The organism is Bacillus sp. SORGH_AS_0510 (assembly GCF_030818775.1).
In the GTDB taxonomy this organism is placed as follows: Bacteria; Bacillota; Bacilli; order Bacillales; family Cytobacillaceae; genus Neobacillus.
In genome coordinates this window covers 1,217,394-1,237,788 of the sequence record NZ_JAUTAU010000001.1, presented here as the reverse complement: position 1 = coordinate 1,237,788, position 20,395 = coordinate 1,217,394, and the positions used below count along the sequence as shown (strand labels likewise).

19 protein-coding genes are annotated in these 20,395 nt (G+C 40.4%); 5 read left to right on the top strand and 14 right to left on the bottom strand.

Annotated features, from left to right (window positions below; genetic code table 11):
* Positions 1-74: 74 nt before the first annotated feature.
* From QE429_RS06235 to QE429_RS06220, 4 genes are all read right to left on the bottom strand, one after another.
* Entirely contained in the window at positions 75-2,159 is a 2,085-nt protein-coding gene (locus tag QE429_RS06235; RefSeq protein WP_307285281.1) for a heavy metal translocating P-type ATPase, read from the bottom strand.
* A complete protein-coding gene (locus tag QE429_RS06230) occupies positions 2,134-2,505 on the bottom strand; it encodes an ArsR/SmtB family transcription factor (RefSeq protein ID WP_307285279.1) in 372 nt (123 codons plus the stop codon). The genes QE429_RS06235 and QE429_RS06230 overlap by 26 nt, the downstream gene beginning before the upstream one ends.
* Before the next feature lie 152 nt (positions 2,506-2,657).
* Positions 2,658-4,019 (bottom strand): 4Fe-4S binding protein, encoded by a 1,362-nt coding sequence (locus QE429_RS06225; protein WP_307285277.1) that lies wholly within the window; start codon positions 4,017-4,019, stop codon positions 2,658-2,660.
* The gene (locus QE429_RS06220; protein ID WP_307285274.1) at positions 4,006-4,359 is read right to left on the bottom strand and encodes a hypothetical protein; all 354 of its coding nucleotides are present in this window, start codon (positions 4,357-4,359) and stop codon (positions 4,006-4,008) included. The genes QE429_RS06225 and QE429_RS06220 overlap by 14 nt, the downstream gene beginning before the upstream one ends.
* Positions 4,360-4,679: 320 nt before the next feature.
* Between QE429_RS06220 and QE429_RS06215 the strand changes: the two genes are divergently transcribed.
* The 3 genes from QE429_RS06215 (at position 4,680) to QE429_RS06205 (ending at position 6,951) form a co-directional block, all read left to right on the top strand.
* A complete protein-coding gene (locus QE429_RS06215) occupies positions 4,680-5,459 on the top strand; it encodes an amino acid ABC transporter substrate-binding protein (protein WP_307285271.1) in 780 nt (259 codons plus the stop codon).
* Positions 5,460-5,529: 70 nt separating this feature from the next.
* A complete protein-coding gene (locus QE429_RS06210; protein WP_307285268.1) occupies positions 5,530-6,189 on the top strand; it encodes an amino acid ABC transporter permease in 660 nt (219 codons plus the stop codon).
* Positions 6,190-6,204: 15 nt separating this feature from the next.
* Positions 6,205-6,951: an amino acid ABC transporter ATP-binding protein gene (locus QE429_RS06205; protein WP_307285265.1), complete on the top strand. Its 747-nt coding sequence runs from the start codon at positions 6,205-6,207 to the stop codon at positions 6,949-6,951.
* Between the two features lie 279 nt (positions 6,952-7,230).
* Here QE429_RS06205 and QE429_RS06200 read toward each other — a convergent pair whose 3' ends face one another.
* Together QE429_RS06200 and QE429_RS06195 are read right to left on the bottom strand one after the other, a co-directional pair.
* Positions 7,231-8,415 (bottom strand): chromate transporter, encoded by a 1,185-nt coding sequence (locus QE429_RS06200; RefSeq protein WP_373463179.1) that lies wholly within the window; start codon positions 8,413-8,415, stop codon positions 7,231-7,233.
* Positions 8,416-8,604: 189 nt separating this feature from the next.
* Positions 8,605-9,198 (bottom strand): putative ABC transporter permease, encoded by a 594-nt coding sequence (locus QE429_RS06195; RefSeq protein WP_307285259.1) that lies wholly within the window; start codon positions 9,196-9,198, stop codon positions 8,605-8,607.
* Positions 9,199-9,432: 234 nt separating this feature from the next.
* Here QE429_RS06195 and QE429_RS06190 point away from each other — a divergent pair, with 234 nt between their 5' ends.
* Together QE429_RS06190 and QE429_RS06185 are read left to right on the top strand one after the other, a co-directional pair.
* Positions 9,433-10,158: an ABC transporter ATP-binding protein gene (locus QE429_RS06190; protein WP_307285256.1), complete on the top strand. Its 726-nt coding sequence runs from the start codon at positions 9,433-9,435 to the stop codon at positions 10,156-10,158.
* On the top strand, positions 10,155-11,210 hold the full coding sequence (locus QE429_RS06185) for an ABC transporter permease (protein WP_307285254.1): 1,056 nt from the start codon (positions 10,155-10,157) through the stop codon (positions 11,208-11,210). Before QE429_RS06190 ends, QE429_RS06185 begins: the two co-directional genes overlap by 4 nt.
* Positions 11,211-11,253: 43 nt before the next feature.
* On the opposite strand, the gene QE429_RS06180 is transcribed toward QE429_RS06185, so the two are convergent.
* From QE429_RS06180 to QE429_RS06145, 8 genes are all read right to left on the bottom strand, one after another.
* On the bottom strand, positions 11,254-12,549 hold the full coding sequence (locus QE429_RS06180; RefSeq protein ID WP_307285252.1) for an MFS transporter: 1,296 nt from the start codon (positions 12,547-12,549) through the stop codon (positions 11,254-11,256).
* Positions 12,550-12,728: 179 nt separating this feature from the next.
* Positions 12,729-13,922, bottom strand: coding sequence for a PDZ domain-containing protein (locus QE429_RS06175; protein ID WP_307285247.1), 1,194 nt, complete (start codon positions 13,920-13,922; stop codon positions 12,729-12,731).
* A gap of 321 nt (positions 13,923-14,243) precedes the next feature.
* A complete protein-coding gene (locus QE429_RS06170) occupies positions 14,244-15,698 on the bottom strand; it encodes a S41 family peptidase (protein WP_307285244.1) in 1,455 nt (484 codons plus the stop codon).
* Positions 15,699-15,845: 147 nt separating this feature from the next.
* Positions 15,846-17,144 carry a murein hydrolase activator EnvC family protein gene (locus QE429_RS06165; protein ID WP_307285242.1) on the bottom strand — a complete coding sequence of 433 codons (1,299 nt, stop codon included), beginning with the start codon at positions 17,142-17,144 and terminating at the stop codon, positions 15,846-15,848.
* A 100-nt stretch (positions 17,145-17,244) separates the two neighbouring features.
* Positions 17,245-18,138, bottom strand: a complete 894-nt coding sequence (gene ftsX / locus QE429_RS06160) for a permease-like cell division protein FtsX (RefSeq protein WP_307285239.1) — start codon at positions 18,136-18,138, stop codon at positions 17,245-17,247.
* Positions 18,128-18,814: a cell division ATP-binding protein FtsE gene (ftsE, locus tag QE429_RS06155; protein WP_307285236.1), complete on the bottom strand. Its 687-nt coding sequence runs from the start codon at positions 18,812-18,814 to the stop codon at positions 18,128-18,130. The genes ftsX and ftsE overlap by 11 nt, the downstream gene beginning before the upstream one ends.
* A 273-nt stretch (positions 18,815-19,087) precedes the next feature.
* Positions 19,088-19,429 carry a cytochrome c551 gene (gene cccB / locus QE429_RS06150; RefSeq protein WP_307285234.1) on the bottom strand — a complete coding sequence of 114 codons (342 nt, stop codon included), beginning with the start codon at positions 19,427-19,429 and terminating at the stop codon, positions 19,088-19,090.
* A 52-nt stretch (positions 19,430-19,481) separates the two neighbouring features.
* Positions 19,482-20,348, bottom strand: coding sequence for a YitT family protein (locus QE429_RS06145; protein ID WP_307285232.1), 867 nt, complete (start codon positions 20,346-20,348; stop codon positions 19,482-19,484).
* Positions 20,349-20,395 lie beyond the last annotated feature (47 nt).

Genomic DNA, 20,395 nt, shown 5'->3' with positions numbered 1-20,395 from the left:
CTGAGAGCCTTTTACAGTGGCTCCAATTTTTTCTACAAATGAAGAAATTTGATTTTGTTAGTTTTTTCTACTCTTTATTCTTTTACTCTTAGTAATCGTAAACCGTTCAAGGTAACCAGTAAGGTAACCCCCATATCAGCAAAAATCGCAATCCACAATGTTAACCAGCCTGGAACTACTAGCAATAGCGCTAACAGCTTTACAACAATCGACAGGGCAATATTTTGCTTGATAATCTGAAGAGTTTTTCTGCTTAACTTGATAGTAAACGGCAGTTTTTTTAGGTCGTCATTCATTAGAGCAATATCTGCGGTTTCAAGAGCGGTATCCGTCCCTGCTCCGCCCATCGCAATTCCTACTGTTGCAGCAGCGAGTGCCGGGGCATCATTCACGCCGTCACCGACCATAGCTACTCTTCCATATTGACTTTGTAGTTTTTTTATAAAAGCTAATTTATCCTGCGGCAGTAATTCACCCTCAATTTGGGTGACTCCTGCTTCGATTCCGATCGCCTTTGCGGTTCCGTGGTTATCTCCTGTTAACAGAATGGTATGTTCAATTCCCAGCTGGTGGATACGTTCAATCACCGCCCGACTGCTTTCACGCACTTCATCGGCAACAGCAATCAGTGCGAGAATTTCGCTTGTGGTCCCAACTATCATGACGGTTTTTCCTTGTTCCTGAAGTAAAGTTAAGTCATTCCTAACAGGATTCGGAATCCCATCAAATAATTTTATGTTCCCCACCCTATATTCCGTTCCGTTGACCACACCTATAATGCCTTTGCCTGTTACTGATATGAAATCCTCAACTTCAATTTCTCTGTTAACATATGCAGCTTTTTTGATAATGGCATTAGCAAGTGGGTGCTGTGACTTACTTTCAAGTGCAGCAACGATGGATAGTAAGTCTTCATTGTTTGTATAACTTATGAAATCTGTTACAACAGGAATCCCTTTGGTCAAGGTACCCGTTTTATCAAAAGCAATTGCTTTTAGTGCACCGGCTTCCTCTAAAAAGCTTCCGCCTTTGATTAACACCCCATTCCGAGCAGCATTTCCGATGGCAGTTACAATAGAAACAGGGGTAGAAATGACAAGGGCACATGGGCAACCGACCACTAATACAGCCAATCCCTGGTAAATCCAATCCTGCCAGCTTGCGGCAAACAGTAATGGAGGAAGCACTGCCACGAGCACAGCAATGACCATGATCACCGGTGTATAATATTTGGCAAACCGGTCAATGAATCGTTGTGATGGTGCCCTTTCTCCCTGTGCTTCTTCTACTAAGTGAACAATTTTTGCAATTGTTGTATCATCCACTAACTTTGTTACCTTTATTTTTAGAAATCCTTCTACATTTAATGTACCCGCGTAAACCTCGTCGTTAACAGCTTTCTCGACTGGAACGGATTCGCCTGTAATCGCAGCCTGGTTGATAGAGGAGGCTCCTTCTAAAATGACTCCATCCATAGCAATCATTTGTCCTGGTTTAACGAGCATTAAATCTCCTACTTCTATATCTTCTGCCTTTAATACTAGTTCTTTACCGTTACGTACAACGAGTGCTTCTGTTGGTGCCATTTCCATCAATGAACGAATGGAGGCCCTGGCTTTATCCATGGAATAGCCTTCAAGGACTTCGCTAATCGCAAACAGGATTACAACAACTGCCCCTTCACGCCATTCACCAATAATTGCTGCCCCGATAATTGCTACGGTCATAAGTGTTTTCATATCGAAATCGAGGCGGATTAAATTCTTTAAGCCTGTTTTAAAAAGAGGGAAGCCTCCTAGTAAAATTGAAGCAGCAAACAGGATATTTTCTGAAAAAATGTACCCTGCTAGCAGTAACAGCAAGGACAGGCCCAGAAGGGAGTAGCGTTTCCAAAACGGCTCCTTTACTGCCACTGGTGGCTGGTCTTTTTCTGGGTAAATAGTTAATTTTTCAAATGCACCCGCTTCATGTAATTCGTCTAACGTGGTGTCTCCATAGACTGTGAGCTTAGAGGCTCCAAAATTTATTTTTGCATCAACCACACCATCCAGGTGTTGGACGTTCTTTTCGAACTTTGTGGCACAGCTTATTCAGGAAAAGCCTTGAACTCGGTAGACTTGCTTTTCAACTGTCTCACTCACGTCCTGCCACCTCCTCATGATGGGCAAACGCAATATGAATTAATTGTTTCACATGGTCGTCATCAAGGGAATAATATACAAGCTTGCCCTCTTTCCGATATTTGGCGAGGCCAAGATTTTTTAGATGACGTAAATGATGGGATGCAGTAGCCGTTGTTGCTCCAACAATATGGGCCACATCACAAACACAAAGTTCCTCTTCAAGGGTCAGAGCATAAGCTATTTTTAACCTATTCTCATCGGACAGAGCTTTAAAAATCTTGGTTACCTCAGGGATATGATGGTCTTTTAAGATTTGCTGCTCTACACGAGCGGTTTTTTCATTATCTACACAAGTAATCTCGCAAACATCGCGGTCTTTCAAACTGCTCACCTTCTTCATTCAAACGTTCGTTTGACTATATCATATTCAAACAGCCGTTTGAATGTCAAACATTTTTGTGTTTTTTTAGAAAAAATAAAAAGACATCACCAGTTCCCTTTTACAGGGGGTAGTGATGTCTTTTTATTTTGGATTTACACTCTGTGCATCATTGGTAATGAGAATAAGTAAATGTTAGCCACAGCTAATGAAATCATCAGTACATAGTATGGCAACATTGCCTTAAAGGATGTTCTTTTCCCCATTCTGTACACTACATAAATGGTGCCGACTAACCCGATGAGAATGACAACATATTGAATCATTTGGACTGTCGGTGTTGAGGCAAGGCTTAAGCTTGCTGGATTAAAGTCGACACCAAATAATCTAATAGAGTTAAACCATACCGCCTTCCCTTCGGTAAAGATATGGAAAAGGTTATGTGCCAAGTGTCCGGCTAAGTCCAACGGAATAATCGCATAGCCAAAACGTGTAAAGTTCTTTTTTATTGTACCTTCCATTCCTAATAAGGATGCTGTCTTTGCTGTGCCTAATAATAGAAGAATCGGTAATGCCATTGCAATGATAAAAGCAATAGTAAAGTTCAAGTTATAGTTAGTTGTTCGAGTCATTGAGCCTATTACATCTAAAATTTTCTGCCATGGCTCAAGCATAGTAATATTCTGTACGAACACGATCCCCATAATAACGGCTGCTAAAGAAGCATGCTCAAGTTTCGGATTTTTCAAACCCCATAATTCTATTGTTGGAATTCTCGTTGTAATTTTAATCGAATTGTTAGGACAGTTTTTCACACAGTTTCCACAAATATTACATTCTGCACTAGACTCCATAGTTTTAGGAAATTGGAACATAGGGCATCCTTCCACACTTTCCGTTCCTTTATAACAGGATTGCGCCTTACATGTTTTACAAATATCCGGTGTTGCCTGAACTTTCAATGCACCTGAACGAGAATAATTTCCCGCAAGACCACCAAGGAAGCAAAGCGTTTTACAGAAGGTTCTTCTTTCGTAAAAAACAGACGTGGCTACCACCATGGTTACTAGCAAAAGCAATAAGTACCCAGAACCCCTTGGTGACTCTACGATTCCCCATACATGGTCACTATAAGTAATGGCAATAAAAAATAAATCAATGAGCCATATTCCATATTTTCTTAGGAACTTTGGCATTGGACGCTTGCGGCCAACGAACTGACGAACATTATCGCTTAATTTACCAAATGGACAAATGGCACACCAAAAACGACCGGCAACTAAAAATAGAACTGGGATAACTGGCCACCATAGCACCCATGTCATCGTTGTACCGAAGTTCTTACTAGGATCCACCGTTCCCATTACAAGTTCATAAACAATAATAGAAAATACGAAAATAACAATCCATTGAAAAATTCCTGGATACCACTTACTTTTCACAAAATTTTTCACAATTGGTATGGTCAGGAGATCAAAATCCTCCTTTTTAGGCAATTTCTTCTCAGGCATGGCCATTGTTGACATCCCCCTTCCTTTTAAACCACTTATTCCAAATACCTATTAAGATAAATAACAAATTAACTGCACCATAGGTTCCTAGCACTTTATAATTTGGAGGTGATTCAAAAACTCGTCCATGAAGATCCTGGTTTCCTCCATCCATGTCCATCCCTTCCATATCACTTCCACTACTATGCTCCATATCCATTCCTTTTTGATCCATTTTCATCTCATCATGGTTCATAGTTTCATGATCCATTTCTTCATCATGTGAATGACCTTTATCCGCAAACACCCTTAGGTCAAAAGAAAAAACAAATGCAACTGTAAATAAAAATAGAATAATCCTTTTCAAACTTTCCACCTCCATAAAGTTTAGTAACGATTAAATGTTTATAAGCTCAATATAGAGAGGGAATGTGCAGATTTAATGCAGAATTCTTGCATTTTCTATGAAGTGCACCCCTTTAAATCATTTGTTCATTTATTTGTAAAATATTCGCCTTTAAAAACCTTGATGGCCCTTTCCATCACCATTCCCGATATTTTTTGCTGAATTTTTTTAATATTTCTATTATTAATCAACCTATATACGACATTCCGATAATATGGTAGTGTAATAGCATGGTAACGCACTAAAGCAAAATAACAAAAATAATAAGGTGGTATTTTAATATGAAACGCTTAGCATCGATTGTTCTAGTGATAGCAGCCTTATTCTCTATCCTTACAGGCTGTTCTACTAAGTCCGCAGAGGGAAAAGAAGATAATACGCTACTGATCGGAATTGACGATAAATTTGCACCAATGGGCTTCAGAGATGAAAATAACAAAATTGTTGGTTTTGATATCGACCTCGCAACGGCAGCGGCTGATAAGATGGGAAAAAAAGTGAAGTTCCAACCTATCGATTGGAGCACAAAAGAAGCAGAGTTAAGCAGTGGACGCATTGACCTCATTTGGAACGGTTACACTATCACTGATGAACGTAAAAAGAAGGTTCTCTTCACAAAGCCATACTTAAAAAATGCGCAAGTAGTTGTTACACGAGCTGACTCAAACCTTACTAAATTAGGTGATCTAGAAGGCAAAGTGGTTGGTTTACAATCTCTTTCTTCTGCAGCAGATGCGTTAGACGCAGCTCCTATCAAGTCTAAAATTAAAACTGTTACTGAGTTTGCTGACAATGTACAAGCTCTAACTGATCTTAAGAGCGGCCGTTTAGACGCCGTCGTTATTGATGAAATTGTCATCGATTACTATATGACAAAAGAGCAAGAGGCATTTAAAGTATTAGATGAATCTCTCGCTCCAGAAGAATATGGTATTGGTGTTAAAAAAGGAAATGAAGCACTACTTAAAAAGCTACAAAAAGCACTTGATGATATGAATGCAGACGGCACTGCCGCTCAAATTTCTAAAAAATGGTTTGGCGAGGATAAAGTATTAAAATAATCTTTAACGAATAATGAACAGAACAGGATTTCCTATGGGAATCCCTGTTTTGTTTTTGGAGGAGCTTAACATGTCTTTGGATTATATCATTTCCATTCTTAAGCCGATGTTAGAAGGGGCACAGATGACCGTGCTTTTATTCTTCATCGCCATAGTGGTGTCCATTCCACTTGGATTTATCTTAACACTCGCTGTTGGCAGCCGGTTTAAGCCTCTATCCTTGATCGCAGAGGCCTATATCTATATCATGCGCGGTACTCCGCTCTTGCTTCAGCTCCTATTTATTTGCTTCGGGCTGCCTATGATTCCCGTGATCGGTGAATACCTAGTATTAGACCGTTTCGTCGCAGCATGCTTAGGATTTATATTAAACTATGCCGCCTATTTTGCTGAAATCTTCCGCGGTGGTCTTCTCGCTATTGAAAAAGGTCAATATGAGGCTTCCCAAGTCCTTGGACTAAATAAATGGCAGACATTGACGAGAGTGATCCTGCCACAAATGTTTCGTATTGCCCTACCCGCAGTAGCAAATGAATCTGTAACATTAGTAAAAGATACTGCGTTACTCTATGCTGTCGCCGTACCTGAATTACTTCATTTTGCTCAAACTGCGGTTAACCGTGATTTTACGATTGTTCCTTTCTTTGTAGCAGGTATCATTTATTTGATAATGACATTGATTTTAACGATATTTTTTAAATGGCTTGAGAAACGGTTCAAATTTGTATAGGAAGGAGTGGATACCATGGCAATCATTGAAATAACTAATCTTAAAAAATCATATGGCAACTTAGATGTGTTAAAACAGATTTCCTTTACCGTGGAAAAAAATAATGTAGTAGCGGTGATCGGTCCTTCCGGTTCTGGAAAAAGCACAATGCTCCGCAGTTTAGTCAATCTTGAACAAATTGATGGTGGGAGTATTGTGGTCGCTGGCAGTTATCTGGTCAAGGACGGTATCTATGCTAAACCAAATGAAGTGAAACAAATAAACACCAAGATGGGAATGGTCTTTCAACATTTTAACCTCTTTCCGCATCTAACGGTTAAGGAAAATTTAGAGCTAGCTCCAAGAATGTTGAAAAAGGAATCACCCTCAGCTATTCAGAAAAGAAGCCGTGAACTGCTTGAGAAAATTGGTCTTTCTGACCGAGCAACTGCTTATCCGGCGAATCTTTCTGGCGGACAAAAGCAACGAGTAGCTATCGCTAGAGCCTTGATGATGAATCCAGAAATCCTCCTATTTGATGAACCGACTTCCGCTTTAGACCCTGAGTTGACCGGAGAGGTGCTACAAGTCATGAAGGATTTAGCTCAAGAGCACATGACCATGATTGTGGTGACACACGAAATGGGATTCGCCAAAGAAGTGGCCAACCGAGTCATTTTTATGGATAACGGGGAGATTGTAGAATCTGGAGCTCCTGATGATTTGTTTACAAACCCACAAAATGAACGGACAAAAGCTTTTTTAAATCGAAGCTTAAAATAAAGAAAATGTAAAAAACGGCTGAGATTTCAGCCGTTTTTTTCTTTAATCTGCTTAACACAGGGTATTAGTTTCTATTGCAACTACAGGTTGAGCTCATTGATTTTTCTTATTCCAGTTGCGTGAGTCTATGAGTAAAAATAGTTTGGGTAACGTAGAAGTAGGCTACGGGCCCGAACTCTCTTGCAAATGATATTTGGGGTTCGTAGACGCTCTCTACGCGACCGAACTTCCGGGTAAATGATGATTTCGGGTTCATAGACGCTCCTACGCGACCGAACTCTATAAAAAATTTATAACAGAACCGCCCACCGCTCCTAAAATTACTACTACCCACGGAGGCAACTTCCAATAGACCAACATACTAAAAAGAATCGCTGCGAAGGCAAAGTCGATCGGAGTAAAAATGGAACTTGTCCAGATGGGCTGGTAAAAGGCGGCAATGAGTATTCCAACAACGGCTGCATTAACACCCATTAACATCCCTTTGATCTTCGGATTTTGACGGAGCATATTCCAAAATGGCAATGAACCTAACACTAGAAGGAAGGCGGGTAGAAAAATTGCTGCTGTTGCCAGGATTCCTCCCTGCCAGCCATTGATAACCGCACCTATGTAGGCAGCAAAGGTAAATAGTGGGCCTGGGACCGCTTGTGCTGCACCATAACCGCTTAGAAATTCTTCTTTCGATAGCCACCCAGTCGGTACAAACTCACGTTCAAGTAAAGGAAGGACGACATGCCCGCCACCAAACACGAGTGAACCCGAGCGATAAAAACTGTCAAACAACGCCACCCAGTGAAAAGAGGTTACTTGCCTTGCAATAGGTAATAGAATCAGCAGACCGAAAAACAACACTAGACACATGACTGCAAACCGCTTAGAAATAGGAAAATCCAACGTAGCATCCGCTTGCTCGATTTCGTGTTTCTTGTAAATCAGCAATCCTGCCACACCAGCTAAGATAATTACACCTACCTGTGTGTAGGCCGTTTGCCAGATTAACGTACCTACCAGGGCAAACAAAGCAATGGCTTTCCGATTAAGATCGGGTGTTAGCTTTTGAGCCATCCCTAAAACCGCATGGGCCACTACGGCCACGGCTACAATTTTTAACCCATGAATCCAGCCGCTATCATGTATTTGCAGTCCTTGAAGTATGATGGCAAAAAGAACTAAAGCAATGACTGATGGCGCAGTGAATCCAAGAAATGCTACTAGCCCTCCGAGAAAGCCGCCGCGTAGGACACCGATTCCAATCCCAACCTGACTGCTCGCTGGTCCAGGCAAGAATTGACACAGCGCCACTAAATCTGCATAGCTTTTTTCATCAATCCATTTCCTCTTTTGAACATATTCCTCATAAAAATATCCTAAGTGGGCAACCGGGCCTCCAAATGAGGTGAGACCCAGCCTTGTTGAGACTAACAGTATCTCAAGCAAAGAATTTCCCTTGTTATTTGACACAACGTACAACCTCCAATTTTCCATACGAACAACAGAAACGAACTATGTTTAGTATACATTTTTTCATACTAAAAAAAGAAGAACCGGTGGCCCTTCTTAACCAAAAATTAATAGAACAAAGTTCAGTTGGATTCTTATCCCGTGAAATATATTACTAGAAGCCTAAATGTTAGAAAAACCAACCGTTCCCTATTGAATGGGATTGGTTGGTTCTTCAGTTAGAAGTTCCTGCAGAGAGTGTTTTCGAATAGCTAAAACAAGGTCTGCCAGGAAATATAACCCAACTGCAGACCAGATCCAGCCCCAATAAAAAGCGATACTCTCATATAAAAAAACGATATGCGGGTGAACCCAATGTATACAAATGAACGCTAAGATTCCCCAACATATCGAAAAAGGTATACAAATATGTCCGTGAAGCTGTAGTGGAGTATCCGAGTAATCCCACCATTGCTTATGAAAAAGCTTTTGCAGTAATGCACCACTTACATATTCCACTAATGTTGGAATCGCAACACAGAGGAACAAAACAATTGACCAATGTGTTTTTGGTGAAACCAAATAAACCAAAAGGATTGGCGCGAAACCGTACATCGGTTTAAACGGTCCATATAAAAAATTCTCTTTGAAAAAAATTTTTTTCGTGAAGAAGCTGTAGCTATTTTCAAGCAGCCAGCCAATAAATGAATATGCCGTGAAATAAAACAAGATTCTCGCAGCTCCTTCTACACTAAACCACTCCAAATAGCTGAAATCAATACTAGTTAAAATGCTCGGGCTCATGGCTAAACCACCTTTCTTGCTGAAAAATTTCCACCTATAGGATTAACCCCTCCGTTTCCAAATATACACAAAAACACCCAAGTATTTACTCCAGCAGATCTACTGTAGAAAAATTAGCCAAACCATTGTTCCACAACAGATAATCAACACATTGTCGTTTATTGTTTATTGCTTCTATCTCTCCACGTTGTAAAATAAAGACATACACGGTCAACATCCGAGGAGGAATGATGGATGGAATCAACTATACAAGTAAATCAAGTCAGTAAAAGCTTTGGAAAAAAAACAGTATTGAGCAATGTAACCCTTACGATTGAAAAAGGACAATTGTTTGGATTTATCGGTCCTTCAGGAGCTGGCAAAACTACTCTCGTTAAAATGATTGTTGGGATGGAAAAAGCAGATACGGGGTCCATCCATGTGCTAGAGCAAAAGATGCCTAACCTCTCCCTGTTGCAAGACATCGGTTATATGGCACAATCTGATGCCTTATATGTGGATTTAACGGGGGAAGAAAATTTAAAGCTATTTGCTTCTCTTTATAAGCTAAAAAAGGCTGACCAGAAACAGAGGATTGCTTATGTGGCAGACTTAGTCAATTTAACAGACGACCTAAAGAAACGAGTAGCTGCCTATTCAGGGGGAATGAAACGGCGCTTGTCCCTTGCCATCGCCTTAATCCAGGACCCGAAAATCTTAATCTTGGATGAACCGACTGTAGGAATTGATCCTGAATTAAAACTGTCGATTTGGAAGGAGTTCTTACGATTAATAGAGGAAGAGCAAAAAACGATTATCGTGACCACACATGTCATGGATGAAGCGGAAAGGTGCGATTATGTCGCAATGGTTCGGGATGGTCGTATATTAACAAGCGGTTCTCCAATGGAATTAAAGGCGGCATATGGGACAGATAATTTTGATGAAGTCTTCTTAAGAGCGGGGGTAAAGCAATCATGAGAGTCGGAGCATTAATTAAAAGAATCTGTCAGCAAATGTTACGGGACAAACGAACGTTGGCTCTATTATTAGTTGCTCCCTTATTAATCTTAACCTTGATGTATTTTTTATTTAATGGGAGCACCGTTAAACCTAAATTAGGTGTAACTAATGTAGATCATCAGCTTGTCAACGTTCTAAAAGAGGCAAACATAACAGTTACATCTTATGATAATGTAACAGGAAAAACTGTCGTTACTGATGATCTTGATGGCTTACTGGAACAGAAAAATGGCCAGTATACATTAACCTTATTAAATGATGATCCTTCCGCAGCGAAGGGATTACAAATGAAGGTGAACCAGGCGATTGCTGGACAGTCACAGGCTAAATTAATACAGCAAAATCCAGCCGCAGCAAAAATGATGCAGACTGCTGTAAAAACAAAATTTGTGTATGGTGATAAAAATACGATTTTCTTTGATGTCCTAAGTCCTATTTTAGTTGGATTTTTCGTTTTCTTTTTTGTCTTTATTATTTCTGGTATTGGACTGTTGCGTGAACGAACCACCGGCACATTAGAAAGACTGATGTCCACTCCAATTCGTCGGTGGGAAATTGTCACCGCCTACTTAATCGGTTATGGTATATTCGCCGTCATTCAAACCATTATTGTTGTCTTTTATTCTATCAATATCTTAGACATTGTACTTGTCGGATCGGTATGGAATGTATTACTGACTAATTTATTGCTGGCATTGGTAGCTTTGTCGCTGGGCATCCTATTATCCACCTTCGCAGCATCGGAATTTCAAATGATGCAATTCATTCCGATCGCCGTTATTCCACAGGTGTTTTTTGCAGGGATTTTTCCTATTGAAGGGATGGCAAATTGGCTTCAAGTTGTAGCCAAAATTATGCCGATGTATTATGCCGGAGATGCCTTAAAAGGTGTGATGTATAGAGGAGCCAGTATAAGCGATATCGGTGGTGACCTGCTGGCATTGGTCATCTTTGCAGCTATTTTCGTTGTCTTAAATATCTTTTCCTTAAAGAAGTATCGAAAATTATAAGCTAACAAAAGCCAAAGGAGCACATCCTTTGGCTTTCGTTAGCTTATTTTCTTCGAGACCAAATCACAACTGGAATCAGCAGAAGCGAAAGGAAACCACCGGCCAATGAAAGGGTTCCAAAGCTCGTTTGTGCCATGACCATGCCGGATAGAGCGCCTCCTGATGCTCCAGATAATGCAATTAACACATCTACTGTTCCCTGTGTTTTTGCTCGTGTAGAATGTGTGGTTGCATCTATGACGATCGCTGTACCACTAATCAAGCCAAAGTTCCAACCAAGACCTAGTAGGGCAAGTGCGATGACTAATCCAACCATTGAATCAGCAGGTGCAACAGCACCCATAATACCTGCAGCAAGTAGAGTAGCCGCAGAAATAATAGCCATTAACGTACGGCCAATCTTATCTACAAGAATTCCAGTTAGAAGCGAAGGTAAATACATCGCGGCAACATGAATGCCAATAACCATTCCAACTTGCCCCAAGCCATGTCCATGATGTCTCATATGCACCGGTGTCATCGTCATAATGGCAATCATCACCATCTGTGTTAAGACCATAATCGTTGCACCAATCATTATTCCCCGATTATTGATACTTTTCGTATTCGGGTTGTTAACTACCGATGTTCCCGCTTCGTTTCTTTTTCCTTCTGCAATTGCCTGAGCCACTAGTAGTGGATCAGGTCGTAGGAAAAGGAGCAACACCAGCCCCGCGAGAATAAAGGCAGTAGCAGCTAGAATAAATGGCCCTGCTAAAGCTGGCACTCCAATGGCTAGTGCAAATCTTCCCATGACCTCCACCATGTTTGGTCCAGCAACGGCACCGAATGTGGTAGATACCATGGCGATACTCACAGCAGTTGCCCGTTGGGTTGAATTCGCTAAATCAGTCCCGGCATATCGTGCCTGAAGATTGGTTGCCGTACCTGCCCCATAGATAAATAGCGATACAAACAGCAGAAAAACATTGCTTGTCAACGCGGAAATGACAACTCCGATTGCACCCAGTCCCCCCGTCAAAAATCCTGCCGCTAAACCAAACCTGCGTCCATAGCGCTGTGAGAGTCTTCCTACAAGTAAGGCAGCAAGAGCAGAACCCAATGTAAATAAACCAGCAGGAAGACCTGCAAAACTATCTGTACCAAGCATATCCTGCGCAAGAAGTGCTCCAACAGTGATCCCTGCTGCAAGGCCAGCTCCACCAAAGATTTGTGAAAGGACAACAATCATTAATGTCCGTTTAAATAATTGTTGTTGTTTTTTGGGAGAATCAAGATATGTTTGTAACCAAGCATTTCTACCTTCTAATGCTTTTCCTAGACCCTGATTTTGCGACATTTTGTCAGCCGCCTTTCTTATTATAAATCAACGCTCATCTACCTTATAAAGTATATATATACAACATATACAATCTTATATTATTCTAATCTTTTAGCAAATCTGTGTATTATTTCTACAAATTGAATAGAAAGGCCAAAGGATTTCTTCCTTTGGCCTTTAAAAACTATTATTTTTCTTTATCCAATTTTCGCATCATACTTATGCTCGTCTGGTACAAAGAGGATGCCAAGTTCGTGATGGTCGCCTTCGAATAACGCACGTTGAACGAAGCGAACTTCACCATTTGTATCAAGAATATCCAGCTTACAATGGGCGCGATTCTTTTGCAATGCTTCATAGAAGGTGGTTTCATCTCGAACTTGAGATCCATTTACTCTTGAAATAATCTCGCCAACTTTTAGCCCCATTTTACTTGCAGGCGATTCTGGAATAATTCCGATAATCATCAAGCCATGATTCTTTTTTGAAAAGTAAAACGGAAGATTATCATCCTTCAGTACAGACATTAAGGTAATGAATTCCCGGCCAATCACAGCAATCGCGGCGATAACGATGGATGATAACGGGTACCAATAGCCCGCAACCGATAAAATGGAAATGAAAACGCCAAGAACCAAAACTCTTCGACCGTGAAGCTGTATCGCTTCTCTTGGGAGCATTCCCTTAATCTGTTGGTGAAAGCCAATGGCAAACGGTACAAGGATAAATGTGTATTCTTTTGCACCCAGGTGAAATACTGGCCACCATTCAAAAGGAAACTGTAGAGCATCACCAGGAATAAGCAGGAACACAGGCAGCATCCAAAGCCGCTTTACTTCATGAACGCCTACACTTTGGCCGCGTTTGCTGATGGCTAACTTAGGAGATGTTCCCTTACTACCATTTTTTAAGATTAGAATTCCTTCAGCTATTAGCAATAGTCCCATTAGAATCACAACAGATGGATATATCCTGTCACTAATAGAATGAAAAGCCTTCGAAAAAAGCGGGATTGACCAATTATTTTCAGCCATTAAGATAATGGTGAAAAATGCTGCTCCAACCGTATAAACGGGCGACATCAGTCGAACATTGGTTGTTAGTGACCAAATGAACGTAAAACCAGCAATAAGAAGGATAGCTGCGAATGGTACTGTGATCCCTGCTGCTATAACGAGCACGGATAGGATAAGACCGACAAAGATTCCAGGCGGAAATAGCTGCCGCAGTTCATAATAGGCATCATGCGCCCGAATATGGAAGTTTTTCCGCTCACGTTTCACCCTCATTACGCCTAGTATTCCTGATAGGAAAATGAGATAGTATAAAACAGGATGAAGAAATAACTTGCCTGTTCCTTTGAGTAATTCCACAAGCCATATTTGCACCAATTCCTGTCACCTGCCTCTATTAAAGTTTCTAGTAAATAAAAATCTCTTAACGATTATTTTACCAAATTACACTCATAAAACATATTGCTAGTTTATTAAAAAAGTAAAAATGTCGTAACATTCTAGATTTTCGTAAATATGGGCAGGACTATTGACGGATTCCGCCAATTTGTGATGAAATTCCGCGTCATTTTGGCATATTTCCGCGCATCAAACGACTATTTCCGCAGTAATCCTCCTTTATTCCGCCAACTTTGTCATTTTTTCCGCCAGTAGAAAGGCACCAACAAAAAAAACAGAGGCTATACGCCCCTGTCCCCATTATTTGGTAATCAATCGCAATGCCATTTGCAGCTGTAGATCATTTTTCTCTTTTTTCATGGCTTTAACTGCTGCCTCTTCCAGCTTGGCTGCTGTTTTTTCATCAATCTTACCGGTTGCCGGTAAGTCATTTTGCTTCTGGAAGCCCTTGATTGCTACTACCGTTTCATCACTAAAGTAGCCATCCTTTCGACCCGGAGCAAAACCTAATCCAGCTAAAATTTCTTGTGCATTCTTAACCTGCTCATTGTTCATATCCTCTTCTAACGGCTTAGCCACCTGAATAGGATGAGTTTCAAAAATCGCTGGCTGCTTGATTTCCACATCCGGCTTAATTCCTTTTTTATGAATCCAATTTCCATCAGGAGTCAGCCACTTAAATAATGTTAATTTAATGTTGCTGCCGTCTCCCATTGGTACTGCCTGCTGAACGGTTCCCTTTCCAAAGGTGGTTTCTCCAACTAGCTTATACCCAGCAGCCTCTTGTAAGGAACCTGCTAAAATTTCAGATGCGGAGGCACTTCCCTTGTTCACAAGGACAATGACAGGGTAATCCTTTTTCTTAGACGTATTGGAGAAGTAGCGTTTTTTCTCTCCGTTACGCTGCTGAATTTGAACATATGGCTGATCCTTTGGAACAAATTCCTGAAGAATTTCACCCACACTATCGAGCAGTCCGCCAGGATTTCCTCGTACATCTATAATTAACCCTTTGATATGATCATTCTCTAATGCTTTTAATTCCTTTTTAAAATCCTGTGCGGTATTTTCAGAGAAGGACGTGACTTGGATATAACCAACTTTCTTCCCATCCTGCTTCTTAACGGAGGAATGGACCGTTTCCAGTGGAATCTCATCACGTTTGACATCAATGGATAACGGTTCCTTTAAACCTTTTCTAGCAATCTCTAACGTTACTTTGGTCCCTTTTTTTCCACGAATCTTTAATGTTGCCTTATTCAGATCCAGCCCTTCTACACTCTTTCCATCTACCTTTAAAATTTGATCATTCGGTTTGATTCCAGCTTTCTCCGCTGGTGAATCTTTGAATGGCGAAACGATCACAATCTTCCCATCTACCATCCCCACTTCCGCACCAATGCCTTCAAAGGAGGATTCTAGCGTTTGGGTGAATTGCTTTGCCGTTTCTTTATCCATATAAACGGAATATGGATCCTTTAGGACGGATAGCATTCCTTGAATAGCACCTTCCACTAGCTTTTCCTGGTCTACTTTTTCAACGTAGCGGCTTAAAATCAAATCATAGGCCTGTTGTACTTTTTCAAGATCCTCTTTATTTACAGTAGGATTTTGTTCTGTATTTTTGCTAGGTACCGCTTGATCGTGTACAGGTATTTCATTCTTTTTTTCTATAAGCTGCATTCCCGCGTACGTACCGCCTGCTCCTGTTAACAGCGAGCCTGTCATCAATAAGGCAATCCATTTACGATTCATTCCAATCCTCCTCAAGTAAGTATGCCTGTCCTTTCTATTTGTCTATGTAGGCACAAAAATCCTGCCCGATAATTAACATATATGTTTGAGGTGGACAGGATATGTGTAATAAAAAAGGAGAAGCTAATTAAGCTTCTCCAAGATTTATTATGGTAGTGGCACGATACCGACTGGATTAATTGCATAACGCTTGTCCTGTGTCCACGGTCCTTTATGAAGTTCGAAATGTAAGTGTTGTCCCCTTGACGCACCCGTATTCCCCATCACACCGATTTGTTGGCCTTTCTTTACAACAGCACCATTTCCAGCAATCCTTTGTGACATATGTGCGTACACAGTTGTATATACTTGTCCATTAATCGAGTGAGAAACGAAAATACAGTTACCATAACTGCTAGAATAGTAGGATTTAATTACTACACCATCTGCCGCAGCTAAAATCGGTACCTTAGTTCTGTTGGCGATGTCTACACCAAAATGCGTCTCTGAACCACGACCACCAAATCCAGAGCTTAATACACCAACTGCAGGCTGTGTCCAGTAGCCACTAGATACACCAGGTGTTGCTCCTGAACTAGCTCCGCCCCCGCTGTTGCTTGAGCCTGCCGATGAGCTACTACCTGTACTTGCAGCCTTTTTCCTTGCTTCTTCTGCTGCTTTAGCTTGAGCCTCCTGCTCCATCTTGATGGCTTTTTGGATGGCAGCCTCTTGTGCTGCTAGAATTTGCTCTTGCTCCTTCAGATCCATCATGTGCTCTTGTTCTTCTTGCTCTTGTGTTACAAGAGAGGCTAATAGTTTATCTTTTTCTGCTTTCTGAGCAGCCAGTTGTTTATTCAATGTTTGTAGTTCTGCCAGCATTGTTTGTAAACTAGCAAGATCATTTTTAACTTGAGTTTGCTTCTCCTCAAGCTCCTTCTTGTCTGCCTCTTGTTTTCTAATAATTTCTTGGTCAGCTTGCATGATCGTTGCAACCGCATTGGCACGATCAATAAAATCACTGAAACTTGAAGCACCCATGATGACATCAAGATAATTGACTAACCCGCCTGTTTCTTGGTAGCTGCGAGCACGTTCCTTCAATATTTCATTACGGGCTTTAATCCGTTCCTTTAGCACTTCTACTTCTTCTTGAAGCTTTGCGATTTCAGCTTTAGTTTCCTCAATTTTTGCCGTTTTTTCATTAATTTTATTCGTCGCGTCTTCAATCGCGTAATCAATGCGTTTCATTTCACTTTTGACGTCTGCCTGCTGGTCTTTTATCGTATTAATTTTATCGTTCACTGAATTCAAATTTGACTTTACATCAGAACGTTGGTTTTGAATTTTACTTTGTTCACCTTTCAATTTGGAGATTGATTCTGCTTCTGTTTTTGCAGCGTAGCCTCCAAAGGTTGTTCCAAATCCAACCAGCCCTGCAACAGTCAGTGTCATTATTGACTTCTTCATGTCCGCTTTCTCTCCTCCATCTCTCTTATCAGGTAATAATTTCCATATAAAAACTCTATTAAATAGGAAGGACCAAGCGTGCGGCCCTTCCTGATAAAAACTACACTTTTAAAAACTTTCTTACGGACATAACACTGCCCCATACGCCAATTAAAGCACCCATTAAAATTAAAATACCTGAAACCTGGTAGACGAACGGATCAAACGGCAGGATTTTAATAAAGGTTCCTTGCAGCTTAGGCCCAATGTAATCATAGGCACGGTAGTACGCAATCGAAATCAAGATGATCGGCAAAATAGAGCCAAGAATACCGAGCCATAAACCTTCTAAGAAGAACGGCCAGCGAATAAAGGAGTTCGTTGCTCCAACCAATCTCATAATCTTAATTTCTCTTCTTCTTGCAATAATAGTAATTTTGATAGTGTTAGAGATTAAGAAAATCGCCGTAAAGAACAAACCAACAATTAATACAATCCCTACATTACGGCTCGCCTTGATAAACTTAAATAACTTTTCAACCTTACCTTGACCGTATTTTACCTTTGCCACAAAATTGTCTTTCTCAATTTTCTTTGCGACTTTCATTGTATCTGTCGGTTTTTTCGTTTTTACGATAAATACATCGTTTAGTGGATTATCCTGTTCAAAAAGTTTAAAAGCTTTACCGTCTTCACCTAAACTTTTCACTAAGTTATCAAGTTCCTTCTTTTTAGGTGAGAATGTAACACTTTTTACTTCTGGTATTCTTTCAATCTCACTTTTTAATGCTTGCTGATCTTTTTCATTTGCAGCAAAATCGATGTGAACGCGAATTTCCACGTCCTCTTCAATGGTTTGTGCCACTCTATTTAGATTCATCATAATAACGAAAAAGACACCGACTAAAATTAAGGTAACCGTAACGGCACTAACAGATGCAAATGTCATCCAGCCGTTTCTGCTAATACTCTTTAAACTCTCACGGGCATGACGGCCAACTGTTCTAATTTTCATAACCGTACTCACCTCTTTGCTCATCACGTACAATTTTTCCGCCTTCAATGGCAATAACGCGATGCTTTATTGTATTGACGATTTCTCTATTATGAGTTGCCATGACAATCGTTGTTCCTCTGGCATTAATCTCCTCAAAAATGTTCATGATTTCCCATGATGTTTCAGGGTCGAGGTTCCCTGTAGGCTCGTCCGCTATCACTATTTTTGGTGAGTTAACGATCGATCGAGCAATAGAAACACGTTGCTGCTCTCCACCAGAAAGTTCACTTGGAAGCATCTTAATTTTGTGTTTTAGACCTACAAGATCAAGAACTTCCATTACACGTTTTTTAATAACCTTTGGTTGCGCCTCAATAACCTCAAGTGCAAAGGCCACATTCTCATAGACTGTTAGATTCTGGAGAAGTTTAAAGTCTTGGAAAACAACTCCAAGATTTCTTCTGAATAAAGGAACCTTTTTCATCTTCAGCTTGGCGAGATTAACTCCATTTATCATAATCGCACCAGTAGTTGGCACTTCTTCTCGATACATCATTTTAATAAAAGTGGATTTTCCTGCACCACTTGGTCCAACAACATAAACAAATTCGCCCTGGTTAATCCGGACGTCTATCCCGTTGATGGCAGTAACACCATTCGGGTACTTCTTATATACATCTTGTAATTCAATCATTGTTATCACCTATAGTTAAAGTTCTTATCATATAAAATATTCGACAAGAATCTTTATTTATTTGCAAAACAAACCAAAATCCCCAACAATATGTGCATAATTTCGCATAGACTTATTATAACATCATAAATAGCTAAAAAAAGCGGTAAAAATATTACAGTTTCTTTTCAAAGAATACAAAACCTGACAAATTTAGACAAGGTTTGAGTTTTGCTCTTTATTTTAACATAAATAAAAAACGTTCTGCTTGATAAGCAGAACGTTTTTTGACTTTTACTTTTTAGCAGCTAACCATTCAGCCACTTGATTGGCTTCATCACCTGACACTAAACCTGCAGGCATTCCTCCAGATTTACCGTTTTTCAGGATATCTAAAATTTCATCTTTAGAATACTTCGATCCCACTTTTGTTAAGTTAGGACCCATTCCACCCTTCATGTCTCCGCCATGACAGCTGGAGCATTTTTGATCGAAAATCTTTTGTGCATCTCCTGCTTGAGCGGTATCAGTAGTGCCATTTCCAGTGTCTTTCGTTTTGTCATTGCCGCCCCCGCAAGCAGCAAGACCCATGACAAGGGAAGTTCCCAACAGCAATGTAAGTAGCTTTTTCTTCATCACAATACCCCCTTAAGAAATTAATACCATCAATGTGTTATTATACCAATGACTATTCGCGTTTGAAACCCTCTCCAAGTACCTCTGCAGCATCCATTACAACGACAAATGCAGATGGGTCAAGGGTTTTAACCAATTGTTTCAATTTTGTGAACTCACTTTGGTCAACAACACACATAAGAACAGGCCGTTCATGGTCGGTAAAACCACCATATGCTGATAGTTTTGTCACCCCACGGTCAATTTTATTCAAAATTCCTTCTCGAACTTCTTCCTGCTTGTTCGTAATGATCATAGCCATTTTAGAACGTCCGAAACCGACTTGAATTAAATCAATGGTTTTGCTGGTAACATATAAGGCAATTAAGGCATACAATCCCTTTTCAATGTCAAATACAATGGCTGCTGTAAGGACGATTAGGCCATCGATCATTACGACACATCTTCCAAGCGTGAATCCTGTGTATTTATTGATTATTTGAGCTGCAAGGTCTGTCCCTCCTGTGGAGGCATTCCCTCTAAATACAATGCCAAGTCCCAAACCTACACCGATACCCCCAAATAACGCAGCAAGAAGTGCATTGTTTGTCCAAGGGTCTAAATTTTTTGTCAAAAAAACGACAAACGGTAGAACAATGGTGCCTACCAGTGTTTTTACTCCAAACTGCTTCCCTAATAGAATCACACCTGCAATAAAAAGTGGAATATTAAAGGCCCACTGAACGTATGCAGGTTCCAGTCCAAGGACAGTTTTTAGGATCGTACTAATTCCGCTTACTCCACCTGAAGCTACCTGGTTGGGTAGTAAAAACACGTTAAATGCTAAAGCAATGATAGCTGAACCAATCAGTACTAAAATATAATCTACTGCTGCACGTGTTCTAGGATACGATTGTGTCAAATTGCTTAATATATTCATAATAATTTTCCCCTCTAGCTTTCCTTCTACGTTGTTAGTTCAAGTAA